Annotated in this window: 21 protein-coding genes; 10 read left to right on the forward strand and 11 right to left on the reverse strand. The window is 69.3% G+C overall.

From position 1 onward, the window contains the following. Positions 1–2: 2 nt before the first annotated feature. The 5 genes from AB0O93_RS07175 to glnT are packed head-to-tail and all read right to left on the reverse strand — an operon-like array spanning position 3 to position 5,019. The gene (locus AB0O93_RS07175; protein ID WP_363341921.1) at positions 3–623 is read right to left on the reverse strand and encodes a HutD family protein; all 621 of its coding nucleotides are present in this window, start codon (positions 621–623) and stop codon (positions 3–5) included. Beyond that, positions 616–1,941, reverse strand: coding sequence for an FMN-binding glutamate synthase family protein (locus AB0O93_RS07180; protein ID WP_363341923.1), 1,326 nt, complete (start codon positions 1,939–1,941; stop codon positions 616–618). Before AB0O93_RS07180 ends, AB0O93_RS07175 begins: the two co-directional genes overlap by 8 nt. A gap of 25 nt (positions 1,942–1,966) precedes the next feature. Beyond that, positions 1,967–2,683, reverse strand: a complete 717-nt coding sequence (locus AB0O93_RS07185; RefSeq protein WP_363341925.1) for a protein glxC — start codon at positions 2,681–2,683, stop codon at positions 1,967–1,969. Next, a complete protein-coding gene (locus AB0O93_RS07190) occupies positions 2,680–3,621 on the reverse strand; it encodes a glutamine amidotransferase (RefSeq protein ID WP_363341927.1) in 942 nt (313 codons plus the stop codon). The genes AB0O93_RS07185 and AB0O93_RS07190 overlap by 4 nt, the downstream gene beginning before the upstream one ends. Positions 3,622–3,651: 30 nt before the next feature. Beyond that, entirely contained in the window at positions 3,652–5,019 is a 1,368-nt protein-coding gene (glnT, locus tag AB0O93_RS07195; RefSeq protein WP_363341929.1) for a type III glutamate--ammonia ligase, read from the reverse strand. Positions 5,020–5,282: 263 nt separating this feature from the next. Here glnT and AB0O93_RS07200 point away from each other — a divergent pair, with 263 nt between their 5' ends. Beyond that, complete coding sequence (locus tag AB0O93_RS07200) at positions 5,283–6,551, forward strand: ammonium transporter (RefSeq protein ID WP_363341931.1); 1,269 nt, start codon at positions 5,283–5,285, stop codon at positions 6,549–6,551. A gap of 86 nt (positions 6,552–6,637) precedes the next feature. Here the strand turns inward: AB0O93_RS07200 and AB0O93_RS07205 are convergent, their stop codons facing one another. Continuing rightward, complete coding sequence (locus AB0O93_RS07205) at positions 6,638–7,069, reverse strand: DUF3237 domain-containing protein (protein WP_363341933.1); 432 nt, start codon at positions 7,067–7,069, stop codon at positions 6,638–6,640. A 171-nt stretch (positions 7,070–7,240) separates the two neighbouring features. Between AB0O93_RS07205 and AB0O93_RS07210 the strand changes: the two genes are divergently transcribed. Then, positions 7,241–8,146, forward strand: coding sequence for a LysR family transcriptional regulator (locus tag AB0O93_RS07210; protein WP_363341935.1), 906 nt, complete (start codon positions 7,241–7,243; stop codon positions 8,144–8,146). Between the two features lie 58 nt (positions 8,147–8,204). Here AB0O93_RS07210 and AB0O93_RS07215 read toward each other — a convergent pair whose 3' ends face one another. Further along, positions 8,205–9,860, reverse strand: a complete 1,656-nt coding sequence (locus tag AB0O93_RS07215; RefSeq protein ID WP_363341938.1) for an MBL fold metallo-hydrolase — start codon at positions 9,858–9,860, stop codon at positions 8,205–8,207. Between the two features lie 156 nt (positions 9,861–10,016). Then, positions 10,017–10,940, reverse strand: a complete 924-nt coding sequence (locus AB0O93_RS07220) for a LysR family transcriptional regulator (protein WP_363341940.1) — start codon at positions 10,938–10,940, stop codon at positions 10,017–10,019. A gap of 106 nt (positions 10,941–11,046) precedes the next feature. On the opposite strand from AB0O93_RS07220, the gene AB0O93_RS07225 reads away from it, so the two are divergent. From AB0O93_RS07225 to AB0O93_RS07240, 4 genes are read left to right on the forward strand one after another with little or no spacing between them, the layout of a single operon-like run. Then, on the forward strand, positions 11,047–12,051 hold the full coding sequence (locus AB0O93_RS07225) for an MBL fold metallo-hydrolase (RefSeq protein ID WP_363341942.1): 1,005 nt from the start codon (positions 11,047–11,049) through the stop codon (positions 12,049–12,051). Next, positions 12,048–13,853 carry an iron ABC transporter permease gene (locus AB0O93_RS07230; protein ID WP_363341944.1) on the forward strand — a complete coding sequence of 602 codons (1,806 nt, stop codon included), beginning with the start codon at positions 12,048–12,050 and terminating at the stop codon, positions 13,851–13,853. The genes AB0O93_RS07225 and AB0O93_RS07230 overlap by 4 nt, the downstream gene beginning before the upstream one ends. A 6-nt stretch (positions 13,854–13,859) precedes the next feature. Next, the gene (locus AB0O93_RS07235; RefSeq protein WP_363341945.1) at positions 13,860–14,984 is read left to right on the forward strand and encodes an ABC transporter ATP-binding protein; all 1,125 of its coding nucleotides are present in this window, start codon (positions 13,860–13,862) and stop codon (positions 14,982–14,984) included. 42 nt (positions 14,985–15,026) lie between these two features. After that, on the forward strand, positions 15,027–16,148 hold the full coding sequence (locus AB0O93_RS07240; RefSeq protein WP_363341947.1) for an extracellular solute-binding protein: 1,122 nt from the start codon (positions 15,027–15,029) through the stop codon (positions 16,146–16,148). A 74-nt stretch (positions 16,149–16,222) separates the two neighbouring features. Here AB0O93_RS07240 and AB0O93_RS07245 read toward each other — a convergent pair whose 3' ends face one another. The 3 genes from AB0O93_RS07245 to AB0O93_RS07255 all read right to left on the reverse strand — a co-directional run bounded on the left by AB0O93_RS07245 (position 16,223) and on the right by AB0O93_RS07255 (position 20,009). Further along, positions 16,223–17,428: a Bcr/CflA family efflux MFS transporter gene (locus AB0O93_RS07245; protein WP_363342529.1), complete on the reverse strand. Its 1,206-nt coding sequence runs from the start codon at positions 17,426–17,428 to the stop codon at positions 16,223–16,225. Positions 17,429–17,500: 72 nt separating this feature from the next. Then, the gene (locus AB0O93_RS07250; protein WP_363341949.1) at positions 17,501–19,180 is read right to left on the reverse strand and encodes a thiamine pyrophosphate-binding protein; all 1,680 of its coding nucleotides are present in this window, start codon (positions 19,178–19,180) and stop codon (positions 17,501–17,503) included. A 253-nt stretch (positions 19,181–19,433) separates the two neighbouring features. Beyond that, positions 19,434–20,009, reverse strand: a complete 576-nt coding sequence (locus AB0O93_RS07255; protein ID WP_363341951.1) for a TetR family transcriptional regulator — start codon at positions 20,007–20,009, stop codon at positions 19,434–19,436. Positions 20,010–20,150: 141 nt separating this feature from the next. Here AB0O93_RS07255 and AB0O93_RS07260 point away from each other — a divergent pair, with 141 nt between their 5' ends. Genes AB0O93_RS07260 through AB0O93_RS07275 form a run of 4 tightly spaced genes read left to right on the forward strand, consistent with a single transcriptional unit; the run spans position 20,151 to position 24,540 of the window. Beyond that, positions 20,151–20,960 carry an SDR family oxidoreductase gene (locus tag AB0O93_RS07260; protein WP_363341953.1) on the forward strand — a complete coding sequence of 270 codons (810 nt, stop codon included), beginning with the start codon at positions 20,151–20,153 and terminating at the stop codon, positions 20,958–20,960. 37 nt (positions 20,961–20,997) lie between these two features. After that, positions 20,998–21,969 carry a sugar ABC transporter substrate-binding protein gene (locus tag AB0O93_RS07265; RefSeq protein ID WP_363341955.1) on the forward strand — a complete coding sequence of 324 codons (972 nt, stop codon included), beginning with the start codon at positions 20,998–21,000 and terminating at the stop codon, positions 21,967–21,969. Positions 21,970–22,024: 55 nt separating this feature from the next. Further along, positions 22,025–23,536: a sugar ABC transporter ATP-binding protein gene (locus AB0O93_RS07270; RefSeq protein ID WP_363341957.1), complete on the forward strand. Its 1,512-nt coding sequence runs from the start codon at positions 22,025–22,027 to the stop codon at positions 23,534–23,536. Further along, positions 23,533–24,540, forward strand: a complete 1,008-nt coding sequence (locus AB0O93_RS07275; RefSeq protein ID WP_363341959.1) for an ABC transporter permease — start codon at positions 23,533–23,535, stop codon at positions 24,538–24,540. Before AB0O93_RS07270 ends, AB0O93_RS07275 begins: the two co-directional genes overlap by 4 nt. The last annotated feature ends 13 nt before the right edge of the window (positions 24,541–24,553 follow it).

Below are 24,553 nucleotides of genomic sequence, written 5' to 3' on the forward strand. Positions count from 1 at the left end.
CATCATAGGGGCGCGTCCGATCCCGCAGGGACGATGTCGAATCGCGCGAGGAGTGCGGACTCGCACACGATACTGCGGGAACGGGTACCGGGGAGCAGGGCGCTCCCCGGCGGGAGCGGGAGCCCGTCGACGGTGGCCGTCCCCTCCAGCAGCACGGCGAGCGTCGTCGACGTGTCGACCACCGTGCCGCCGCGGACGCGATCGATACGGTACGTCGGCGCCGCGAGCCCGCGCTTGACCATCAGGTTCAGCACCGACAGCCCGCCCCGCTCCGCCGACGCGACGACGCGCGCCTCCCCGGCGAAGCGGATGCCGCGCTCGCGCGTCACCCGATGGTCGACGCCGTCGACGGTCAGGACGACGGAGGGAGCGCTCAGCGGGATCAGCACGCGTTCGACGCCCGGATACGAGGAGAACGACATCCGTCCGCGCAGATCCGCGATGCTCAGTCGCCACGCCAGCCGTGTGGCGAGCACGCGCGTGACACCGAGGCCATTGGCCCACGACTCGGGAACGGCCTCGGCCGGAGTGACCACGTCGGCGTCGGCGAGGTCCCTCATCCGCGTCGGCGTCCTCGCCATCGGCGCGACCGGAGCCGGCCCCGAGGTCACCGCCTCAGCCACGCCCGGGGATCCACGAGGTGCCGGCGAGCGGCACGCCGGCCATCGCGGCAGACTCCACGGTCAACGCGACGAGGTCCTCCGGCTCGAGGTTGCGCACATGGGACTTGCCGCAGGCGCGGGCGATCGTCTGCGCCTCGAGCGTCAGCACCCGCAGGTAGTTCGCCAGGCGGCGACCCGCGGCCACCGGGTCGAGGCGGGCGGACAGCTCGGGGTCCTGCGTGGAGATGCCCGCGGGGTCGCGACCGTCCTGGAAATCGTCGTAGAACCCGGCGGCGGAGCCGAGTCGCGCGTAGTCGTCGGCATAGCGCGGGTCGTTGTCGCCGAGGGCGATGAGAGCCGCGGTGCCGATGGCCACGGCATCCGCCCCCAAGGCCAGCGCCTTCGCGACGTCTGCACCGGTGCGGATGCCGCCCGAGACGATCAGCTGCACGCCGGTGCGGTGGACGCCGAGCTCCTGCAGCGCCGCGACGGCGGGGCCGATCGCCGCCAGCGTCGGAATACCCACGTGCTCGATGAACACCTGCTGCGTCGCCGCGGTGCCGCCCTGCATACCGTCGAGCACCACGACGTCGGCGCCCGCCTTCACCGCGAGGGCCGTGTCGTAGTACGGGCGGGAGGCGCCGATCTTGACGTAGACGGGCTTGCGCCAATCGGTGATCTCGCGGATCTCGGCGATCTTGATCGTGAGGTCGTCCGGTCCGGTCCAGTCCGGGTGACGGCTCGCCGAGCGCTGATCGATACCCACCGGAAGCGTTCGCATGCCGGCGACCCGTTCGGTGATCTTCTGGCCGAGCAGCATGCCGCCGCCGCCGGGTTTCGCGCCCTGACCGAGCACGATCTCGATGGCATCCGCTTTGCGCAGGTCGTCGGGGTTCATGCCGTACCGAGACGGCAGGTACTGGTAGACGAGCGTGCGGGACTGGCCGCGCTCCTCGGGGGTCATCCCGCCGTCCCCGGTGGTGGTCGAGGTGCCCGCTTCGCTCGCGCCGCGGCCGAGGGCTTCCTTCGCGTTCGCCGAGAGCGCGCCGAAGCTCATTCCGGCGATCGTCACGGGGATGTCGAGGTGCAGGGGGTCCAACGCGTTGCGTGCGCCGAGGGTGACGTCGGTCGCGCACTTCTCGCGGTAACCCTCGAGCGGGTACCGAGACATGCTGGCTCCGAGGAACAGCAGATCATCGAAGTGAGGCAGCGAGCGCTTGGCGCCCCATCCGCGGATGTCGTAGACGCCGGTCGAGGCGGCGCGCTGGATGTCGGCGATGGTGGCCCGGTCGAAGGTCGCGGACTCGCGGAGGCCGAGGAGGGCGGGATCGGTGGTCATGTCTTGCTCCCTGGGAGTCGCGTGCTCAGTACGAGCCGGAGTTGTCGACGGTGAAGTGGTAGAGGCGGCGCGCGGAGCCGTAGCGGCGGAATTCCTCCGGGCGCTCGGTGCGGGCGGCGCGCTCGAGCAGCTCGGCGAGCTCGGCCAGATGCTCGGGGCGCATCTCCTTCTCCACGCAGTCCGCGCCGAGGGACGCGACCTCGCCGCGGACGTAGATCCGCGCCTCGTAGATCGAGTCGCCGAGCGCTTCGCCCGCGTCTCCGCAGACGACCAGGCGGCCGGCCTGCGCCATGAACGCGGATGCGTGGCCGATGCTGCCTCCCACCACGATGTCGACGCCCTTCATCGAGATGCCGCAGCGGGCTCCGGTGTTGCCGTCGACGATGACGAGGCCGCCGTGACCGGTCGCGCCGGTCGACTGCGAGGCGTCGCCGGTGACATGGACGGTGCCCGACATGATGTTCTCGGCGAGGCCGACCCCCGCGCTCCCGTTGACCGTTGCTGTACCGGTCTGGTGCATGCCGGCGAAGTAGTATCCGACATCGCCGTCGACCGTCACGTCGATGTCGGCGGTGATGCCGACGGCGATGTTGTGGCTGCCGACGGGGGAGGCCACCGTGAACGACGCGCCGTCGACGGCGTCGTGCAACAGCTGGTTGAGCTCGCGCACGCTGCGCTCGGCCAGATCCACACGGGTGGTGGTCGCCGATGCGTCACGGTCGACGGGGGCGATCAGGGTCATCGGGTTGCTCCTTCGAGGACGGGCGCGAGGGCGCCGGTGGAGAGGGTCCACGTGTAGACGACGCCGGGTGCCGGCTCGAAGACGCGGGCGCCGGCGATGCCGGGCAAGCCGGCGAGGGCGCGGTACTCCGACGCCATCGCGATCCAGTCGTCGGTCTCGGCGATGATCGCCGGCTTGCAGGCGATGGGGTCGCGTACCACCGCCATGCTGTCGGCGGTGGTGACGACCAGCGTGTAGAAGCCGTCGAACACTCCCTGAAGTGCTTCGAGGGCCGTGGTGAGGTCGTCGCCGTGCCCCATCCGCCACGCGATGAACCGCGCCGCGACCTCGGAGTCGTTCTCGCTGTCGAAGTCCACGCCCTCCGAGCGCAGCCACCGCCGGATCGAGGCGTGGTTGCTGAACGACCCGTTGTGCACGAGGCAGAGATCCTCGGCGACGGTGAAGGGGTGGGCGCCGGCGGCGGTGACGGCGGACTCGGTCGCCATGCGCGTGTGCGAGAGGGCTTGGGTTCCGCTGATCTCTGCGAGTCGGTACACGTCGGCGAGCTCGACCGGGTGCCCGACACCCTTCAGGACGGCGACGTGCGATCCGCGGCCGATGATGCTCTCGCCCGGCAGCGCCGCGCGGACGGCGCCCTCCAGGACGGATGCCGGGACCTGGGCGTTGACGAGCACCGATTCGCCGTAGGCGACGACGGTCGGCTCCGTTCCCTCCGGCAGGCTCGCACGCAGGCCCGCGGCGAGGGCGTCGGGATCGGCATCCGTGATCACCGTGATCCCCGACGATCCTCGCGGAATCAGCCGATCCGAGCCGTACAGGGCCAGACCGGCCGAGTCGGGGCCGCGCTCGACGATCTCGCAGAGCATGCCGTGCATGAGCCCGCCGAGCTCGTCGCGCAGCGCGGGGTTGCGAATCTGCAGTGCAGCGATTCCGCACATGGGTGTTCCTTTCCTCAGGTGCTGCGGCGTTCAGTACGCCGTGAGATAGCGGTCGAGTTCCCACTCGGTGACGATGTTGTGCCAGCCGAGGAATTCGTCCTCCTTGGCGTCGGCGAAGTAGGCACTCACTCCGTGGCCCGCGTCCAGCGCCTCGCGCAGCACGACGTCGTCGCGCAGCGACTGGACGGCGTGCAGAAGCGTGCGGGGGAGGACGGCGGACGTCTCGCGGAACTCGCCCGGTCCGCACGGAGCGCCGGGGTCGGCCGCGCGCTCGATGCCGTCGAGGCCGGCGTGAACCACGGCCGCGAGGGCGAGATAGGGATTGGACGAGCCGTCGCCGGCGCGCAGCTCGATGCGGTTCGGATCGGGGACGCGGATGAAGTGGGTGCGATCGTTGCCGCCGTAGGTCGCGTGCTTCGGCGACCACGTCGCCCCCGATGCGCTCGTGGTGGCGCCGCGGCGCTTGTAGGAGTTGACGCTGGGGGCGAGGAACAGCTGCAGCCCGGGCGCGTGATCGAGCATGCCGGCGACGAACGAGTACGCCACCTCGGAGAGGCCGAGGCCGCGCTCGTCGGCCGGCGCGGGGAAGACGGGGGCGTCGTCCTCGTTCCACAGCGAGAGGTGGAAGTGCAGCCCGTTCCCGGCGCGGTCGCTGAACGGCTTCGGCATGAATGTCGCCGTCATTCCCCGCTGCTCGGCGAGCATCCCGACCAGGTATCGGAGGGTGATCACTCGGTCGGCGGTGACGAGCGCATCGTCGTAGGAGAAGTTCTGCTCGAACTGCCCCGGGGCGTCTTCGTGGTCGTTGGCGTAGTTGCCCCAGCCGAGGGCGTTCATCGCATCGCTCACCGCCGCGAGGTGGTCGTACATGCGGGTCACCCCGCGCGCGTCGTAGCAGGAGCGCATTCCCTCGTCTCTGGTGTCGGCGGCGCTGAGGCTGCCGTCCTCGGCGCGGTCGACGAGAAAGTACTCCACCTCTGCCCCGACCTTCGCCGACAGCCCTCGCTCCGCCAGGCGGGCGAGGGCGCGCCGGAGGATGACGCGCGGCGCGAACGGCCAGGGCGCTCCGTCGACGTGCGGGTCGCAGTGGACGATCGCGAGGCCCTCGCGGACGAAGGGGATGGGGGCGTACGAGTCGAGATCCGGCACGGCGATGAGATCGGAGTCGTGAGGATGCTGTCCGATGAGGCCGGCGGCGAATCCGGCGAAGCCGAGCTCGCCGGCCTCCAGCTCATCGGCGGCGGAGACGGGTACGAGCTTGGCGCACGGCTTGCCGTTGAGGTCGACGAAAACCGCGAGGATGAAGCGGACGCCATCGGCGAGCGCGCGGTCGCGGAGCGAGGCGGGCGCCGAGGGGAGCGTCACGACGTCACCTCCGGCGATAGCGGGCAGGGTCATGGGGCTCTCCTGAGGATTGTTTACCAAGAGTAAATGATGTTGATGCACAGTACCAATTTGCGCGCACAAGTCCGATGACGTCTCTGTTTCCGGCAGGTAAAAGGCGGAGCGGGAACTGTCACGACACGTTTACGCGGGCGCAATGGGCTCAATGTTGCTTGAGAGGAAAGTAAGTTGCACAGCAGTGATCTGCTGGCAGGCGCAGCTCGGACGCGCACCGCAACCGACGGTCCCGTGCAGATGCCTGCGGAAGGGCGTGCATCATGGATCAGGGCAACACCACATTCATCCTGCTGTCGGCAGCACTCGTGCTGCTGATGGCCCCCGGATTGGCCTTCTTCTACGGGGGTCTCGTCAAGGCGAAGAGCGTCATCAGCATGATGATGATGACCTTCGGTGCGGCCGGGATCATCGGCGTGCTGTGGGTGCTCTACGGCTACGCCATCGCCTTCCCCGGCGCGGACGGGCTCGTCGCGCCGTGGTCGATCGACGGGTCGGCGATCGGGCTCGAGAGTCTCATCGAGGTGCCGGAAGGCGCCGCGTACCCGCCGATGGCCTTCGTCGCGTTCCAGGCGACCTTCGCCATCATCACCGTCGCACTGATCTCGGGCGCGATCGCGGACAGGGCGAAGTTCGGATCATGGATGCTGTTCGCCGGCGTATGGGCGACGGTCGTGTACTTCCCCGTCGCCAGCTGGGTGTTCAACTTCGGGCTCGCCGAGGACGGCAGCTTCGCGTACGGCGGGTGGATCACCTACGGACTCCAGGAGGTGTTCGGCGTCGGTGTCATCGACTTCGCCGGCGGAACCGCCGTGCACATCAACGCCGGCGCGGCGGCTCTCGCCCTCGCCCTCGTGCTCGGAAAGCGCGTCGGATTCCGCAAAGGCGCCCACGTGCCCCACAACCCTCCCTTCGTCCTCCTGGGTGCGGGCATGCTGTGGTTCGGCTGGTTCGGGTTCAACGGAGGCTCGGAACTCGCCGCAGACGGAACCGCCGCACTCGTCTACATGAACACCATCGCCGCCACCGCCGCCGCGCTGCTCGCGTGGCTCGTCGTGGAGAAGCTGAAGGACGGCAAGCCCACGTCGGTCGGCGCCGCATCCGGCGCGGTCGCCGGACTCGTGGCGATCACCCCCGCCTGCGCCGCGCTCGATCCCGTCTGGGCCATCGTCCTCGGCATCGTCGCCGGTGCCCTCTGCGCGCTCGCGGTCGAGCTCAAGTACCGGTGGGGCTTCGACGACTCGCTCGACGTGGTCGGCATCCACCTGGTCGGCGGACTCATCGGCACCCTCTACCTCGGGTTCTTCGCCAACGAGACGGGACTGTTCATGGGTGGGGACGGCCGTCAACTGGCTGTCCAGGCGATCGCCGCCTTCGCCGTCCTCGTCTACTCGCTCGTCCTCACGCTGATCATCGGCTTCGCGATCCAGAAGATCGTCGGCTTCCGGGTGACGAACGAGGACGAGGTCGCCGGGGTCGATCTCGTGGAGCACGGAGAGGAGGGCTACGTCCTCCAGGACAAGCTCGCGTGACATGCGGGCGCGTGGGGTGCTGTACGCGGAAGGCGGGCCCCACGCCCCGACATCCGGAGCGCACCGTCCGAGCGGCGCCGCTTCGGTCAGGTGACGCGGTACGCGCGGTAGATCACCCGGTGCGCCTCGCGGATGTACGAGGCGACGAACAGGGCGCTCTCCAGATCGGGGCGCCCCGCACACTCGAGGGTGAGGGCGGCACGGAAGTAGTAGGCGGAGGGGTCGACCGTCTCACCCCGGAGCAGGGCGTCCAGCGTGGTCGGATCGCCGCTGCGCACGCCTTGCGCGCGGATGTAGAGCAGCGTCCCGTCATCGCCCTGCGCGCTGTAGCGCCCGTCGATCTCGATCGAGCCGTCGGCGCGCACCGTCTGCCAATCGGCGCCACCCTCGAGGATCGTGCCGGAGAAGCTTCCCGTGACGGACCCGCCCACGACCGGGATGATGCGACGGTGACCGGCTCGGGTCATCCCGAGGTCCTGGAGTTCGCCGAGTTCGGCGACCACGTCGAAAGCCGCCACGAGTTCCGGTACCGGTGGAATCCCTGTCACGCGCTGGCCTCCCCGGAGATCTGGTCGGTCGCGAACAGCGCGGTCGGCCGACCGCAACGAGCCTAGCGCCCGAGGCGTCGCACTACACTCGGCCGGATGCAGGCCTCGACGGCGGCGTCGAGGCGGAGGTGAGGATTTCTCGTGGAGTTGAAGCAGCTCGGGAACTTCTTGGCGGTTGCGGAGCACGGGAGCTTCACCGCGGCCGCCGCAGCGCTCTACATCAGCCAGCCGGCCCTGTCGCGATCGGTGCATCAGCTCGAGCAGGACATGGACGTCCGTCTCTTCCACCGGCTGGCACGGGGGGTGCGGCTCACCCCCGCCGGGGAGGCGCTGGTGCCGGTCGCGCGCAAGCTGCGGCGTGACATGCAGGCGGGGCTCGCGACGGTGCACGGAGTGACGGCGCTGCGCACGGGTCGGCTCGACATCGCCAGTCTGTCGAGCCTCGTCATCGACCCCGTCGCGCCGATCATCGGACTCCTGCGCGGACGGCATCCGGGTGTCTCCGTCCGCCTGGTGCAGCCCCAGGAGGACCGCGATGCCCGGCAGCGCGTGCTGACGGGTGACTGCGAGATCGCCTTCACCGATCTGCCGACGTCGGACTGGCCGCTGGCCTCGATCCCGGCAGGCCGCCAACAGCTCCTGGCCGTCCTCCCGCCGGGCACGGAACACGACGCCGACGAGATGACCCTGGCGGAGTTCGCCGAGCGCGATCTGGTCTTCGGGCCCGCGGGCACGCCGGGCCGCCAACTCGTCGAGGATCACCTCCTGGATCGAGGAGCGGTTCCGCGGATAGCGGTGGAGGTCACACGCCGCGACCACATGGAGCACCTCGTCCTCGCCCACGCGGGTTCTACGCTGCTGCCCGAGCCTCAGGCCCGCCATGCCGAGCGGCATGGGGCGATCGTCCTGCCGATGAAGCCCGCGCTCTACCGCCGGGTATCCCTCCTGATGAGGAGCGAGGACCTCACGCCGGCGGCGTCGGCATTCGTCTCCGAGACCAGCAGATATGCGGCAGGCGGAGGTGTGTCGCAGCGCGCGCCCACATGAGACGGCGGGGATACCGGGCGAACACCCGCCCGGCATCCCCGCCGTCCCGCTCCTGTCGTCAGCTGCGCCGGCGAGCTCGGAGGAGGACCGCGCCTCCGACCAGGAGCAGCCCGCCGATGGCGGCTGCCGCGAGCGTCAGATCGATCGAGGAGCCGGTGGCGGCGAGTCTGCCGTCGTCGGCCGAGGGAACGGGCGTGGTCGGAGAGGGGTCGCCGGTCGCCGGCGCGGAGGGCGCCGTCGTCGGGCTCGGCGACGTGGGCTCCGGTGAAGGCGCGGGCGTCGTCGGGTCCGGCGTGGGGCTCGTCGGCTCGGGCGTGGGAGTCGGAGTCGGTTCCGGCGTCGGCTGTCCCGCGACCGCGAGGCTGCCGTCGCTGGGCAGATCGACCTCGTCACCGGCGGCGACCGAGCGTCCGGCGAAGGATGCGTCGATCGTGATCTCATCCGCGGGCGTGACATCGAGTGTGCATGTCGCGACTCCGTCCGCGTCCGTCGTGCCGATGCACGATGCTCCGCCGGCGGCGAAGGTGACCTGCTGCCCCTCCAGCACCTCGAAGACATTGGACAGCCGTGCGCCCACCGTCAGCGGCACCGACTGTGCCCCGGCGGGGAGGGCTCCGAGCTTGGCGGCGAAGACGTCGGTCTCCGTCATCCGCCAGATCGGGTTCTCCGCCGTCTCGTCGCGCTGTGCGACAGCCGCCGCCGCACACTGGCGGAGGACGTAGAACGACCGCAGCACGACGTCGTTGCCCTGGATCATGGGGTTGGATTCGCTGATCCCGCCGTTCGCGATGATCTCGTCGATCCGCGCTTTCGACTGGTCGAAGAAGGTGTGCGAGTTGATGCTCGCGTCGGCGCCGGTCTCGCGGACCAGCTCCCACATCCGACCGGCGGACTCCATGTAACCGAGGGCGTTGCTCAGCGACGCGTTCGCCGAGAGCCCGGACCCGCCCCAGAACGCGAGCGGGTGGCTCTGACCCTGGTAGGTGGTCGGGAGGATGAAGCTGACGGTGCCGTCGCTGTGCCCGGGGGACGCGAGCGCGATGACGGTCGTCCCTCCGATCGTGAGGTCGACCGGCTCGAGCGCGGTCGAATCGATCAGCGTGGGGTCGTATTCCTTCCCCTCGGTGTCACCAGAGCCGATGTAGACGGGGACGTCGAATTCGTCCTGAAGCGCCTTCGCGCCGCCGTCGTGGTCGAGATGGCCGTGGGTGACGATGATCGCGCGGAGATCGGCGGGGTCGAGCCCCAGCTCGACCAGGCCGGGCTTGGTGAGGGTCTCGACGTCCTCCTCGTCGTACAGCGTGTCGAAGAGGATGAATCCGCCGTCGGCCGTGTCGAGTGTGACCTGACCGACCGTGACCATCCCGAGGTAGGCGGCGTTGTCCATGAGCGGAACGGGACCGAGCTCGCTCTCATCGCTGAGCTCCGGCGGTCGCGGGGTTCCGAAGCACCAGTTGGGCGCCATGATCCCTGCACCGTCGGCACCGGCGACGCCGATCTCAGCGAGGGCGATCTGGCGTTCGTACTCGGTGGCATCCTCGGGGATCGGGTCGGCGGCCGGTACGAAAGGCGGCGGCGCGGGCAGCGCGTCGGCGGCGGTGCCCTCGGTCGGTGCCGCGTAGGCTGCGCCGACGGGCAGGGCGATCGCGCAGGCCGCGACGACCACCAGAGCACTGCGCGTGAGGCGTCGACGCGAGCGTGAGTTTCCCTCCATTGGGTGTACTCCTGTTCATTTTCCCCGCCGACACGGTGCCGCGGGAGACGTCCTCAGAGTGCGCCCTGCGAAGCGAGACATCCAATGCGCGGATCGGCGCTGCGCCATGCGCGAGCCGAATACCGTCCTCGCGCGCTCGGCAGACAGTGCCCGGGATCAGTCCTGGGCGGCGGCGTCCAGGCGACGGAAATGCTCGACGCAGTGCTTCTCGAACGCGAGCAGTCGAGCGTTCAGGCGGCGACCCCGGAGCACCCCGAGGGAGACATCGCTCGAGGCGATCGGCTCGGCGATCTTCACCGCGACGAGCGGCAGCTTCTCGTAGCTGACCTCGACGGGAGGTCGGTGGATGAGCACAGCCCATCCGAGGTTGCGCGCGACGAGCGATCGGACCGTCTCGAAGACCGTGGTCCGCCATCCGATGCGGGGCTCGATCCCCACTTCGGCCAGCATCGGCAGGAGATTGGCGCGCACGCCCGGCAGATCGAGCAGCACCATCGGCTCGTCCGCGAGATCGTGCAGCGCGACGACCCGCGACGCCGCCCGCGGATGTTCGGCGGACAGAAGCAGCTTGGGTTCGCCCGTGCGCAGCGATCTCGTGATGACGCCGGGCATTGCCTGCCGACGTTGCAGCAGGACGCAGTCGAGCTTCCCGTCCACCAGCTGATTCTGGAGATCGTTCGGGTCGCCTTCGACGATGGTCACCTCCAGGCGCGGATGAGGCGTGGCGAAGTCCGCGAGGATCGACGGGACGATGAAGGGCGACAGGGTGCTGTAGCAGCCGATCCTCAGCGGTCCGGACAACTCGGAACGCATCTCGTCGGCGGCGACGGAGACCTCGGTGGCGTGGTCGAGCAGGGACCGGGAGAGCACGAGGAGCGCGCGACCCTCGGAGGTCGGCGTCACTCCGCGGGACCTCTGCCGGATCAAGAGCGTCTGGCCCAGGGTCTTCTCCAGGTCCGTCACGCTCTGCGCGAGCGCGGTCTCGCTCACGCGGCACTCCGCAGCCGCCGCGCGGAAGGAGCCCAGCTCGGCGGTGGCCGCGAAGTACTCGAGCTGTCGGAGGGTGAAAGGGACTACCACGACAAAATCACGGTTGTTCGGAACATAATCCAGTTTTGCACAGGAAGCGTCACTAGGCAGACTGCTGGGACAGGTTGGAACACGACGATGTGGAGAATCCGTGGGAATGCGCGTCATCACGCTCGGCACGGCCGGCGGTCCGAGATGGTGGTCCGGTCCGGAGCGAGGGCGTCGTGCCGGCATCGCCACCGCCGTCGAGGTCGACGGTCAGGTCTATCTCGTCGATGTGGGTCTCGGCACGGGACGTCAGCTGATGATGTCGGGCTGCGAGATGTCGGCCCTGCGCGGCATCTTCCTCACTCACCTGCACTCCGATCACGTCATCGATCTGCCCTCGATCCTCCTGTTCGGTTCGATCGTCATGACGGATCTCGACAGGCAGGTGCCGGTGATCGGACCGGGCGACCGCGGCATCCTGCCTCCGGTGTCGCCGCGGGCCAAGACGCCGCCCGCCCCCGTCGCGGCGGACCAGCCCACGCCGGGGACGAAGCTGATGGTGCAGCGGATCGTCGAGGCGTTCGCCACGGACATCAACGATCGCGTGCTCAACGCTCTCCGTCCCAGCCCGGCGGACCTCTTCGATCCGCGTGAGATCGATGTGCCGACCGACGTCGGCTATCACCCCAATGACAACCCGTTCCCGGACATGGAGCCCTTCGTCATCTTCGAGGATGAATGGGTCACGGTCAGCGCCATCCTCGTCGCCCACGCGCCCATGACCCCGGCCTTCGCGTTCCGGTTCGACTCGCGCTACGGGTCGGTGACCATCTCCGGCGACACCGCCCCGTGCGACAACGTCGTCCGTCTCGCGCGCGGAAGCGACCTCCTTCTGCACGAAGCCATCGATTTCGACTGGGTCGATTCGCTCTATCGCGGACACTCGGCGGACTTCGCCGCGGCATCCGTCGATCACCACCGGCGCTCGCACACGAGTGTGAAGGAGGCGCTGCGCATCGCGGAGCGTGCGGAGGTGGGGACTCTGGCGATCCACCATCTCGTTCCCGGTGCGCGCCCGACCGAGGAATGGATCCAGGCGGGCGCCGGTTCCGTGCGGGAATTCCTCGTCCCCGACGACCTCGACGTCATCGAGATCCCCCGGGGGCGGTCATGAAATCGGTGCGGTCCTTCTTCACTCCGGGGCGGCTGTTCGGCTGGGCGGTCCTCCTGATCGTCATCCTGCTGTACTTCGTCCCCATCCTCATGCTCATCGTCGGGGCCTTCCGCGACTCCGCGCCGGGTCAGCCCGGGTCGTGGTCGTTGCAGGGATTCGTGGATGCCTTCTCGGATCCGACCACCTGGCGCTCTCTCGGGTCGTCGCTGTGGCTCGCGGTCGTCGTCGGAATCATCAGCACGCTCGTGGCGGGCATGATGGCCGCGATCGCCGCCTCGAAGTCTCCGATCGCGCGACTGGTCGTACCGACGATGGTCGTCGCTCTCGCGATGCCTCCCCTCTTCTTCGCGCTCTCATGGGATCTGCTGGGAACACCACGGCTCGGCCTCATCAACGGCTTCCTCTGGGATGTGTTCGGGATCCCGGGCATCAACATCGGCGGTGCGTGGGGCACCGCGATCTTCCTCGGGCTCAAGGTGTCGACGCTGGTCTTCTTCATCCTGCTCGGCCCCTTTCTCTCCATGGACCGCCGCCAGCAGGAGGCCGCGGTGGTCTCCGGGGCCGGCAAGATCCGCGTCGCCCTGACGGTGACCATCCCCGCTCTGCTGCCGGCTCTTCTCGGCGGGTTCTCGATCGCGTTCATCATCGGTGTCACGGCGTTCGACATCCCCCTGATCCTCGGCCGGCCCGAGGGCTTCACCGTCTTCTCGACGCAGATCTACGGCGCCCTCGCCGACAGCAGCCCGCCCAACTACGCGGTCGCCAGTTCTCTGGCGATGGTGCTCATCGCCATCGTCCTCACCCTCGTGGGGCTGCGATGGATGCTCCTGGACCGTCGCAGCTTCACAACGGTGGGCGGCAAGGCGACGGGGTACGCGCCCGACCCGACTCCGCTGTCGCGGGTCGCCAGTGTCGTGGCCTACGTCGTGTTCACCGTCGTCGTCCTCCTGCTTCCTGCAGCGCAGATGGCGTTGGCCTCGTTGCAGCCGATCTTCGGAGCCGGAGCGCTGAGCCTGGCCAACTACACCCGCGTGCTGCAGGACCCGCAGATCCAGTCCTCGCTCGGCAACACGATCTTCGTGGCCGTGGTCGGCGGTGCCCTCGCGGTCCTCATCGCCTTCGTCCTGGCTCTCATCGGGCGCTACGGAGCGACGGCGATGCGCCGGACCCTGGACCTCGCGACGTGGCTGCCGTGGGCGGCGAACGGCGTGCTGCTCGGGCTCGGGCTCGTGTGGATGTTCATCGTCATCACCCCGTTGCGCGGATTCTTCGGAACGATCTGGATCGTCCTTCTCGGACTCGTCATCGCGTCGACGCCGCTGGCGGGTCGGACCATCGACGGCGCGATCGCGCAGATCGGCGGAGAGCTCGAAGAGGCCGGTCGCGTGTCCGGAGCCGGGGTCACCCGGGTCGCGGTGGGGATCGTGCTGCGGCTGATGACGCCGGCGGTCCTCGCGGCGTGGTTCATCTCAGCCATCCACATCGTCGGGAATCTCGAGGTGCCGATCCTCCTCGCTCTGCCGACCAACCGGGTGATGGCGGTGTCCGTCTACCAGTACTGGGGCAACGGTCAGGGGACGACGGCTGCGGCGCTGTTCTGCCTCGTCATCGGCGCGGGCATCCTCGTCGCTCTCGCCGGCGCTCTCCTCATGTGGATCGGCGGTCGGATCCTCAAGACGCGCAACCGCTCCAGCGCGGCTGTCGAAATCGAACGTGCCGCCTCTGCGGCCGAAACCCAGCGCACTGCGCCGAGCGCGGCGCCCGTCCCCGAGCGCACGCCGGTGGGCGTCGAAGAAAGGTGAACCACAATGGTGTCGGTCAGCATCAGTGATCTTCGCAAGTCCTACGGGGACGCGACGATCCTTCCGCAGCTGAATCTCACGATCGAGGACGGCGAGTTCGTCACCCTGCTCGGCCCGTCCGGCTGCGGGAAGACGACCACGCTGCGCTGCGTGGCCGGGCTCGAACGGGCGAGCGGAGGAGAAATCCGCTTCGGAGACAAGCTGGTCTCCGGTCGCGGGACGTTCGTTCCGCCGGACAAGCGCAAACTCGGAATGGTGTTCCAGAGCTATGCGCTCTGGCCGCACATGACCGTCTTCGGGAATGTCTCCTACCCGCTGCGCACGGCGAGGGTGCCCCGGGCCGAGCGCCCTGCACGCGTGAAGGAAGCGCTGGAGCGGGTCGGACTCGCGCACATGGCGTCCCGCAGCGTGGGCACGCTCTCCGGCGGTCAGCAGCAGCGCGTCGCACTGGCCCGCGCCATCGTCGGGCGTCCGCAGCTGATCCTGTTCGATGAGCCGCTGTCGAACCTCGACGCCAAGCTCCGCTCCACCATGCGCACGGAGTTGCAGCTGCTTCACCGCCGGCTCGGGACGACCTCGATGTACGTCACACACGATCAGACGGAGGCGATGACCCTCAGCGATCGCGTGGTCGTGATGAGCCGCGGCGAGATCCAGCAGGTGGGGACGCCCGAGCAGGTCTACTCGGCGCCGACCAACCCTTTCGTCGCCGACTTCGTGGGATTCGAGAACATCCTCACCACCACGGCCGTCAGCATCTCGGGTTCCCGCGGTGCCGTTCGGCTCGGTGACGGATCCGTGATCGAGGGGCGCGTGATGGAGTCGATCGCCGAGGGTCAGCACGCCCAGGCGGCCTTCCGCGCCAACGCGGTCGAGGTGGAGGCGCGCTCGGACGCGAAGGCGGTCGTGCTCGCGGCCACGTTCCTCGGAGATCAGAGGGAGTTCCTCGTTGACCTCGGCGGGCAGCAGGTCCGCGTCCGGGTCGACGTGCACTCGCCGTCTGCGACATCCATCCGAGCCGGCGACCGGGTTGCGCTGCGTCCTCGCAGCGAGGCGGTCCTGATCTACGCGGGTGAAGCGGCCGTGTCCACATCGACCGTCGCGATCGGCTCGCTCGCCGCCTCGAACTGAACCTCGCAAGGAAATGCACCACCAACAGCAGGAGGAGATCTGATGAAGCTCAAGCACACAGGCAAGGTCGCCGTGGGTGTCGCGGTCATCGCCGTCGCTCTCACGGGATGCGGCGCGGGAGGGGACGGGGCAGACGGCTCGTCGAACGACGATCCCGTCGCCGGCGCGGAGGCGCTCGGCGGCGAGGAGATCGCCGCGCAGCTGGACGAGTTGTACGCAGCGGCGCAGGAGGCGGGCGAGACGTCGGTCATCGCGTACGGACCCGGCGAGCAGCTTTACGGTGCTGCGTACCAGACGTTCATGCAGCGCTATCCCGACATCTCGGTCACCGGGGAGTACATCTTCGGCGCCGAGCTCTCCACGCGACTCGAACAGGAGGCGGCGTCGGGGCAGAACGTCGGGTCGATCCTGACGGCGGGGCCGCCCGCGGTGAACGCCGCGAACGGCGCCGGACAGTGCTCCGCCTACGAGCCCTTCACCGCCGAGTACCTCGACAGCGACCTGATCAGCGAGGGCGGCACATACCGGGCGCTCGTGGGCTACCCGTTCGGCATCGGATACAACACCGATCTGATCTCCGAGGCCGACCTTCCGCAGACCTACACGGATCTGTCGGATCCCGCGTTCTCGGGCCAGTTCGTGCTGAACGACCCGACGACCGTCAACGGCACCACCAACACGATGGCCGCGATGTGGGCCGACGGGTTGATCGACGAGGCGTGGGTCGCGGATGTCGGGGCGCAGGACTCCCTCTTCCGCACCAATGCCGCGCTCGCAACGCAGGCCGTGGCCACCGGCGAGGCGGCCTTCGATCCGTTCACGCAGTACGTGACGTTCAAGCAGAGCATCGACGACGGCCTGCCGGTGGACTTCTACTTCCCGCTGGAGAACGCGCGCATCGAGTACCACTACAGCTGTGTGCTCGAGGGTGCGCCGAACTCCAACGCGACGGAGCTGTTCTACAACTGGCTCTTCACGCCGGAGGGGCAGGAGGCCCTCAGCACGACGGGCGTGTACGGCATCCGCCCCGACACGCCGTCTCCGGAGGGCCTGCCGTCCTTCGAGGAGGCGACCGCCGATCTCATGGCCTCTCCCGCTGTGGCGGAAGCGGGTGCGACCACGCAGCAGTTCCTCGAGGTTGCGAGACAGTACTTCCAGCCGTGATCGGATGACGCGGATCCCTCGACCGGAGGGTCTGATCGGGCCCGGGTCCCCCTGCGGGGGACTCGGGCCCGATGTCACGTTCCGCGGGTGCGCGCGAAGAGGCCCGTCCCCAGGGCGAGGCCGGCGGCGCAGGTCATCACCAGAGCAGCGGGGGCGGCGCTCGAGGTTCCCCATGCGCCGCCGAGGGGCGAGACCAGCGCTCCGAAGGTGAACTGGGTGAATCCGAGAAGGGCGGATCCGGCTCCCGCGGCGCGTCCGGCCTGACGGACGGCGAGCGCGGATGCGCCGGCCATCACGCCACCGCACCCGGCGCAGAGCACGCAGGCGACGATGATCCACCACCCGAACGTGAGGGTGTCGGTGAGTGCCAGGAGCGCGAGCGTGAGGGAGGCGCACAGCACGATCGCCTGAGCGACGGTGAGCGTGCCCGCACCGCCCCATCGCGACGCGAGTCTGCCGTTCAGCCATGCGCCGGCCATCACCGACAGGGACGCCGCCGAGAACGCCGCGGCGTACTCCACCGCCGAGCGATCCAATGCGTCCTGGACGATGAACGACGAGGAGCTGATGTACGTCATGAAGGCGGCGTAGCCGACGCTGAACGCCAGGAGATAGCCGACGTACGCCGGCACGCGCAGCAGGCTCAGGAGGTTTCCGGCGAGCACCCGCACCCGCAGGGAATGGCGCCGGTCGGGAGGGAGGCTCTCCGGCACGGCGACGACCGCGAGGGCGAGCATCGCCACGGAGACGACGGCCAATCCGCCGAGGGCCGCACGCCATCCCTGCCACTGCGTGAGGAGGGCGCCGAGCGGGCTCGCCAGGACGGGGCCGAGTGCGATCATCACGAAGAGGGTGCTGAACGCCCGGACCGCGCGGTCGTGCGCAACGAGGTCCGCGATCACCGCACGGGCGAGGACCGCCCCGCCGGCGCCCGCCAGGCCTTGGACGCCCCGTATCGCGACGAGTGCCTCGAGGGTGGGACTGAGCGCGGCGGCGAACGCGCACGCCGAGAACAGGGCGAGGGCGACGATGAGGATGCGTCGTCGCCCCAGCGCATCCGAGACGGCCCCGATCGTCAGCTGCCCCAGCGCGGCACCGATCAGGAACGCGGTGAGGGTGAGCTGGACGGCGGAGGCCGACGCGCCGAGGTCGGCCGACATGGCCGGGAACGCCGGAAGGTACATATCGGTGGACAGCGACGCCGTCATCGAGACGAACCCGAGGACGTAGATCCGTCCCCCGCCGAGGGGGTCTTGGGCGCGTGCGCTGGCGGTGTCCAGTTCGCTCTCCCGTTCTCATCCTCGATCCGGGCGGGGCCCGGCCGAGGTGTTCGCGCTCTCGCGCGGGGGCCGTCAGGTGGTGGCCGGTTCCGGCAGGGCGATCCCGTTCACGTGGATGATCTCCCGCTGATACGGCGCGATGACGTCGCCCGAGATGCGGCAGTCGAGAACGAGGAAGGGGCGGTCCTGCACCGGGGTCCGTGCCCACGAGGACAGGCGGTCGAGATCTTCGAGCCGTTCCACGACGACACCCTCGGCGCCCACCCCGGCGGCGAGGGTGGCGAAGTCGACCTGGGGGATGAGCATGGGGTCGCGGGCCAGGCCCTTCAGACCGTAGAGGTTGACCTCGGCCCCGTACGCGGCGTCGTTCCAGATGACCGCCATGCCGCGGCCTCCGGCGACCCGGACGGCGGAGTCCAGATCGGCGAGCGCCATCAGGGCGCCGCCGTCGCCGGTGGTGAGCACGACGGTCGCGTCGGGCTGCGCGAGAGCGGCACCGGGCAGCGACGGCCACCCGAGTCCGATGGTCTGGAACGCCGTCCCGACCATCATCATGCGGTCGGGGGACGCCACAGGCCAGTACATGTTCGCCCAGCCGATGAAGTGTCCCCCGTCCGAGACGACGACGCGGTCCTCCGGAAGCATTTCTGCGATGCGCTGGGCGACCGAACGCGGGTCGAGGCGTCCGTCCGGGGCCATTCCGTCGCCGTCGTCGTAGCGGCGGAGCGGAGCGATGTCCACCGCTTCCCGCCATCCGCTCGGTGCAGCCGCGAGCCGGTCGAGTTCGGCGGAGATCTCCCGAGCGACGATCGCCGCGTCGCCGCGGACGAAGCCCGTCACCCGCGGATGCGTCGCTGCCGAGGCGACATCGACCTGGAACACACGGGTCGAGGGGGCGAACAGATCGCCGAAGCGCATCGTGAACTGATTCAGGGAGGCGCCGAAGACCACAACCACATCGGCCCGATGGATCAGTGTCATCGCACCCTCGGCGCCGAAACCTCCCGTCACTCCGAGGTCGTACTCAGACCGGGGGAAGATGCTGCGCGCGAGGGAAGAGGTGGCCGTGATGGCGCCGGTTGCGTCGGCCAGGGCGCCCAGGGCCGATCCGGCGCGCGAGACCCACGCGCCGCGTCCGGCCAGCAGAAGGGGGTGCTCGGCGTCGCGGAGCGCCGTCGCGATGTCACGGATGGCAGCCCGCGCGACTTCGTCGTCGGGCGCCGGCGGCGGGCTCATCCGCGGGGTCCCCGCGTCCGGGACGGGACCCGCGTCGAGGGCCGCGACGTCGTAGGGGATCGCCAGGATCACCGGCACCCGGTCGTTCACGGCGTGCTCGATGGCCGCGACCGTCGTCGTCGCGGCATCGGTCGCGCCGACCGTGTACGTCCGCACGCCGACGGCGGCGGCGAGGGCGATCTGGTCCACGTCCCACGCCCGGGGTCCCGTGGTGGGTGCGTCGCCGACGACGAGGACGAGGGGGATCCGGGCCTGTGCCGATTCGGCGAGCGGAGTGAGGGCATTGGTGAATCCGGCGCCGTAGGTGGCGGTGGCCGCGGCCAGGCGCCCGGATGCCCGGTGAAAGGCGTCCGCGGCGGCCACGCCGCCGGCTTCGTGACGGACCGCGGTGTAGGTCGCGGGGGTGTCGCGCTCGACGGCATCGAGGAAATACGCGTTGCCGTTGCCCATCACGCCGAAGACGTGATCGATGTGGCGGGCGAGGGTGGATGCGACGTGCGCGGAGACGGTGGGCATGACGGAGCCTTTCGGCCCTCACGGGCGGTGAGGACGACGTACGGATGCGGGAACCGTATGTGTCTCACGCGTGCTGTGCACGGCTGCGTGCCCCTTTTTCGAGCACCGGAACGATCCTTCGCGCCGGACACGGAAATCATATACGAAGTGAATCGCCTGTGGCCAGAGCCTTCTGCGGCCCCGGACGGCTCGTGGTGCCGACGAACCGCGGGCAGCTCGCCGCGCTGGATGCGCTGCTGGACGGCATCCGGGCCTAGGAGCGGGACGCGGGCCGCTCCGCGCGCGCGAGCAGTTCGATCTGCAGGTCCTCCAGGGCGCCGCGTAGTCGATCGTCGTCGATGCCGGCCATGCGCTGCATGACGATGCCGTTCAAAGAAGCGAACACCCATCGGCCGGCGTCGGCGACGTCTTGGAGTCCCCGAGCGCGCAGTGCTGCCTCGGTCACCTGCTGGTAGCTCTTGTAGAGGTCGAGGATCGGCGTGCGGAAGACCGGATTGCGTCGCGCTTCGACGATCATCTCGGACTGGAAGGCCAGGACGTCCCCCGACGTCGCGAGGGACGCGAGGAACTCCTCCGCCGTGATCTGTCCCGCCACGAAGGCGAAGAGCTCCGTCGTCGCGATCGAATTCGCCACCGCCCACCCCACGGCGGCCTCGAGCAGCGCCTCGCGGCTTCCGAAATGGTGGCTGATCAGCGAGTTGCTGAGGTCTGCGCGCTGCGAGACAGCTCGGAACGTGAGGCCTCGCAACCCCGATTCCGCCACGACGGCGATCGCCGCAGCGATGAGGACGTCTCTGCCGCTCCCGTGCGGCACGGATCTTTCCGACACCGACTCAGCCTAAGACCCTTGACGGCAGACTGAGCAACTGCTTAGACTCCTGTGCACTTGCTCAGTATGAGCAGTCGGGCGCCGCAAGGTCGCTGGAATTCGCACCATCAGCCGTCACGACGGCCGGTCCAAAGGAGGGCCATGAGCAGCTCCATCGATCCATCCCGCGCCTCCGGCGTCGCCCTCGTCTCGGGGGGCGGAACCGGCATCGGCGCCGCCATCACGCGCTCTCTGCGCGACGTCGGATGGGAGGTCGTCGTCTTCGGCCGGCGCATGGACCGCCTTGCAGAGATCGCCGAGGCGACCGGTGCCGTGCCGATCGCGGCGGATGTCACGGATGCCGTGTCTCCCGCGCGGGTGATGGCCGAGGTTCGAGAACGATTCGGGCGGCTCGACGCGCTCGTACTCAACGCGGCGGTGTCGCGCCCCGGAAGGTTCGCCGACCTCACCGACGATGACTGGCGGACGATGACCGACACCAACCTCGTCGGCGCGGCCCGACTCTCGCGCGCCGCTCTGCCGGCGCTCGTCGAGACGCGTGGTTCGATCGTCGGCGTCGCCTCGCTCGCGGCGCTGCGTGCCAGCTCGTTCATGAGCGGCTACGCAGCATCGAAGGCGGGACTCGGGCTGATGCTGCAGTCGATCGCAGTCGAATACGGCAAGCGGGGCGTCCGCGCGAACCTCATCTGTCCGGGCCTCGTCCGCACGGACATGTCGGCCGAATCCCTTGCCCTCCTCGCCGACCAGCGCGGCATCGGCCTCGACGACGCATTCGACCTCGCCACTGCGAACGTCCCGCTGCGGCGCGCGGGCACGCCCGAAGAGATCGCCGGCGTCGTGCGATTCCTCGTGTCCGCGGATGCCGGATACCTCACGGGCGCCGTGATCCCCGTGGACGGCGGCGCGAGCGCGGTCGATGTCGCCGCCCTCGTGTACGAGTCCGATCACTGACCACCCCCCGAAACACCCGACAGGAATGAGCACTCACATGCGAAAGAACACATCGGCGATCGCCGCAGCCCTGGCCGCGGTCGCACTCCTCGTCTCCGGATGCAGCTCCGCGGCCCCAGGGGGAGGTGGAGGCGAGGAGGAGTCCAAGGGAGCGATCGCCTTCAGCTTCCCGACGCAGGATGTCAACATCTGGAAGCAGCAGCTCGATCTCCTCCAGCCGCGGATCGAGGAGGCCGGATACACCTTCCTCACCGACAACCCGAGTTTCGATCTGCAGACCCAGGTCAACGACTGGACCACGTGGGTGCAGCGCGGCGACGTGAAAGCGATCATGGGCTTCCCGGTGCAGGCCGATGCGATGGTCCCCGTCACCGCGCAGGCGACGGCAGCGAACATCCCGGTCCTCGGCTACGCGGGCGCGTGGGAGGGAGTGACCGCCCAGCTCATTCTGGACACCGTGGATGCCGGCTCCCAGGTCGGTGAGGCAGCGGGGGAGTGGATCAAGGAGAACGCCGGCGGCGAGCAGGTTCGCGTCGCGATCCTCGCCGACACCACGGCCGATCTCGGGCGCTCTCAGAAGGAGGGCATCGAGAAGGGCCTGGAGGCCAGCGGAGCCGACGTCGTCATCGACGACCTCGAGGCGTCGAGCCGCGACGACGGGTACAAGGCGGCGCAGACGCAGCTGGTCGCCCACCCCGATACGACCGTGTGGCTGGGGATCGGCGCCGACATGGTGCTCGGCGCTCGTCAGGCCGTCATCGACTCCGGCGTCGCCGCGAACGACCCGTCCTACTACGTCAGCGCCACCGACGGAGACGACGAGGCCTTCGGTCTCATCGCCTCGGGCGACGACATGTGGCGCACGGCGTTCGTCTGGACGCCCGAAAGCCTCGTGGATGCCGAGTTCGAGATGCTCATCGCGGCCGCGGAGGGCCGAGAGGTCGAGGACGTCACCCTCGGGGTCACCGAGGTCAACGCGGACAACGCCGCTTCCCTCATCTCGAAGTGAGTGACGGAGGGGCCGGATCCGGCTCCGGTCCCTCCGCCCATCCGTCTGGAGAGACATGACGCACGCAACCAATCCACCCCCGCGGATCTCCTTCGAAGGGCTCACGGTCGACTTCGGCGCTTCCCGTGCCGTCGATCACGTCACGCTGAGCGCTGTCCCGGGCGAGATCATCGGCTTGCTCGGCCACAACGGCGCCGGCAAGTCCACCGTGGTGAACGTCGCCACGGGGGCGATCGGCTGGACCTCGGGCGAGATCCGCATCGACGGCGAGCCCATCCCGGCGGGAAGCACGCCGCGGGACATCGCCCGGATCGGCGTGACCGTCGTCCATCAGGAACCGGCGCTGGTCCCCAATCTCAGCATTCTCGACAACCTGGAGCTGGGTCGCCCTGCCCATGGATCCCGCAGGGAGCGCGCGGCCGCGGCGCAGGCGGCGCTCGAAAGAGTCGGAACCGACCTCCCCCTCGACCTGCCGGTCGCCACTCTGTCGCTGGGTGAGCGTCAATCGGTCGATCTCGCCCGCGGAGTTCTCGAGGGTGAGATCCGGGTCCTGTTCCTCGACGAGCCGACCGCGGCCCTCGGCGCGGAGGAGACGGCTGCTCTGCACGCACTGATCCGTTCCTTCGCCGCGGCCGGCGCGGTCGTCTTCTACGTCTCCCACCGCCTGCCCGACATCCTCGATGTCTGCACGCGCATCGCGGTGATGAACACAGGTCGGCTCGTGATGGACCAGCCCGCGGCCGGTCTGCGCGTCGAGGACCTGTCCGAGGCGCTGGCGCCGGGCATCGTCCGTGCAGCACTCGTATCCGCGCGCCGCGGAACGCTCGCGACGGAGATCGAGTACGGCGATCGGCATCTCACCGCCCACCGCGGAGAGGTCGTGGGGCTGTTCGGCATGGCCGCCAGCGATCAGTTCCATCTGCTCGAGTCGCTCTACGGGCTGCGGGCCGACGAGAGCCGGCACCGGCTCGAAGGCCGGCCGTACGCACCTTCCGACCCGAGCGATGCCCTCCGCAGGGGCGTCTTCTACGTTCCCGCGGATCGCGAGCGCGATGGGCTCCTGTCCACCTTCAGCGCACGGGACAACGTCCTCTTCCCCTGGTATGGCCACCTGGGAGCGGCGGGGTGGATCACGCCGCAGACCGGCGGCGATCTATACGAGCGCAGCCGCGAGCTGCTGGAGGTCCGCGGACCCGCCGGGGACGTGCCTGTGTCGGAGTTCAGCGGAGGCAACCGGCAGAAGCACCTGCTCGCCCGGTGGATGTTCCCCCAGCAGCCCGAGGTCCTCCTCCTCGCCCAGCCGACGCAGGGGGTGGACGTCGGCGCGAAGGTCGACATCGTCCGCGCGATCCGCGCGCTCGCCGAGCAGGGCAGCACCGTCCTGGTCGCCTCCGCCGAATCGGACGAGATCACGAGCATGTGCGACCGCGCCTACGTGCTCTACGGCCGGCGGAGCGCAGAACTGCACGCCGGCTCCACCCTGACCGACGAGGCGCTGCTCGACACGCTCCTGCGCCTCGCCGGCGATTCCCACTCCGACGAACAGAACGAGGTCCACCCATCATGAGATTCGACCCGACCAAGGCGAAGGTCGTCCTCGCACAGAACGGTGTGCTCGCCGCTCTGCTCGCGCTCATCGCCGTGTTCACCATCATCAACCCGCGCTTCTTCAGCATCGGCAACGGGGTGACGGTGCTCTCGCAGATCGTCGAGCTGGGCATCATCGCCCTGCCCGTCGCCTTCGTCGTGATGATGGGATGCGCCGACCTGTCCGTCGGCGCGATCGCCTCGTGCGGCGCGGTGATCGCCGGTCTGGTCATGGTCGCGACCGGGAGCGCTCTGCTCGGCGTCGGAGCAGGACTCGCCTTCGGCGTCTTCGCGGGAGCGGTGAACGGGTTCCTCGTCGCCTACCTGAACCTGAACACCTTCGTGGTGACTCTGGGATTCCTGAGCGTGTGGGGCGGGCTCGCGCTGCTGCTCACGGGTGGGACGACCATCACCGGCCTTCCTGCCGCTTTCACGTCCTTCGGGACCTTCTCGATCCTGGGGGTGCCGATCCAGATCATCGTGCTCGTCGTCGCGGCGGTGGCCGCGTGGTATCTGCTCAACCGCACGAGCGTCGGCAAGCAGATCCTGGCGATCGGCGGCAACAGCCGCGCCGCGCATCTGATGGGGGTCCGCGTCCGACGCACGCGCCTGGGTGTCTTCGTCGTCACGGGCGCTCTGTCGGCGGTGTCGGGCATGATGCTCGCAGCCAAGCTCACCGCGGTGAGCCCCACGGTCGGTCAGGGCATGGAGCTCGCGGCGCTCACCGTGGTCCTCCTCGGCGGTGTCGCCTTCGAGGGCGGTGTGGGGCGCATCAGCGGCGTGCTGTCGGGTCTCCTCTTCTTCGGTGTGCTGAAGAACGGGCTCGTGATCGCCGGAGTGTCCGCGTTCCTGCAGACCGTGTTCATCGGCCTCACGCTCGTGCTCGCGGTCGCCCTCGACCGCTCCATCCAGCAGGCGGTCCGGCGGGCCTGGCGAGCCCGGTCGGTCCAGGAGACGTCCGCTGAAACGGTGCCGCAGCCGTGACGGCGCCGACGAC

Source organism: Microbacterium sp. NPDC077184 (assembly GCF_040687055.1).
Taxonomy (GTDB): Bacteria; Actinomycetota; Actinomycetes; order Actinomycetales; family Microbacteriaceae; genus Microbacterium.

Coding starts and splice junctions, on each gene's coding strand:
- AB0O93_RS07180 (WP_363341923.1), bottom strand. CDS start 1,941: ATGACCACCGATCCCGCCCTCCTCGGCCTCCGCGAGTCCGCGACCTTC.
- AB0O93_RS07185 (WP_363341925.1), bottom strand. CDS start 2,683: ATGACCCTGATCGCCCCCGTCGACCGTGACGCATCGGCGACCACCACC.
- AB0O93_RS07190 (WP_363341927.1), bottom strand. CDS start 3,621: ATGTGCGGAATCGCTGCACTGCAGATTCGCAACCCCGCGCTGCGCGAC.
- glnT (WP_363341929.1), bottom strand. CDS start 5,019: ATGACCCTGCCCGCTATCGCCGGAGGTGACGTCGTGACGCTCCCCTCG.
- AB0O93_RS07200 (WP_363341931.1), top strand. CDS start 5,283: ATGGATCAGGGCAACACCACATTCATCCTGCTGTCGGCAGCACTCGTG.
- AB0O93_RS07215 (WP_363341938.1), bottom strand. CDS start 9,860: ATGGAGGGAAACTCACGCTCGCGTCGACGCCTCACGCGCAGTGCTCTG.
- AB0O93_RS07225 (WP_363341942.1), top strand. CDS start 11,047: ATGCGCGTCATCACGCTCGGCACGGCCGGCGGTCCGAGATGGTGGTCC.
- AB0O93_RS07230 (WP_363341944.1), top strand. CDS start 12,048: ATGAAATCGGTGCGGTCCTTCTTCACTCCGGGGCGGCTGTTCGGCTGG.
- AB0O93_RS07235 (WP_363341945.1), top strand. CDS start 13,860: ATGGTGTCGGTCAGCATCAGTGATCTTCGCAAGTCCTACGGGGACGCG.
- AB0O93_RS07240 (WP_363341947.1), top strand. CDS start 15,027: ATGAAGCTCAAGCACACAGGCAAGGTCGCCGTGGGTGTCGCGGTCATC.
- AB0O93_RS07250 (WP_363341949.1), bottom strand. CDS start 19,180: ATGCCCACCGTCTCCGCGCACGTCGCATCCACCCTCGCCCGCCACATC.
- AB0O93_RS07260 (WP_363341953.1), top strand. CDS start 20,151: ATGAGCAGCTCCATCGATCCATCCCGCGCCTCCGGCGTCGCCCTCGTC.
- AB0O93_RS07265 (WP_363341955.1), top strand. CDS start 20,998: ATGCGAAAGAACACATCGGCGATCGCCGCAGCCCTGGCCGCGGTCGCA.
- AB0O93_RS07270 (WP_363341957.1), top strand. CDS start 22,025: ATGACGCACGCAACCAATCCACCCCCGCGGATCTCCTTCGAAGGGCTC.
- AB0O93_RS07275 (WP_363341959.1), top strand. CDS start 23,533: ATGAGATTCGACCCGACCAAGGCGAAGGTCGTCCTCGCACAGAACGGT.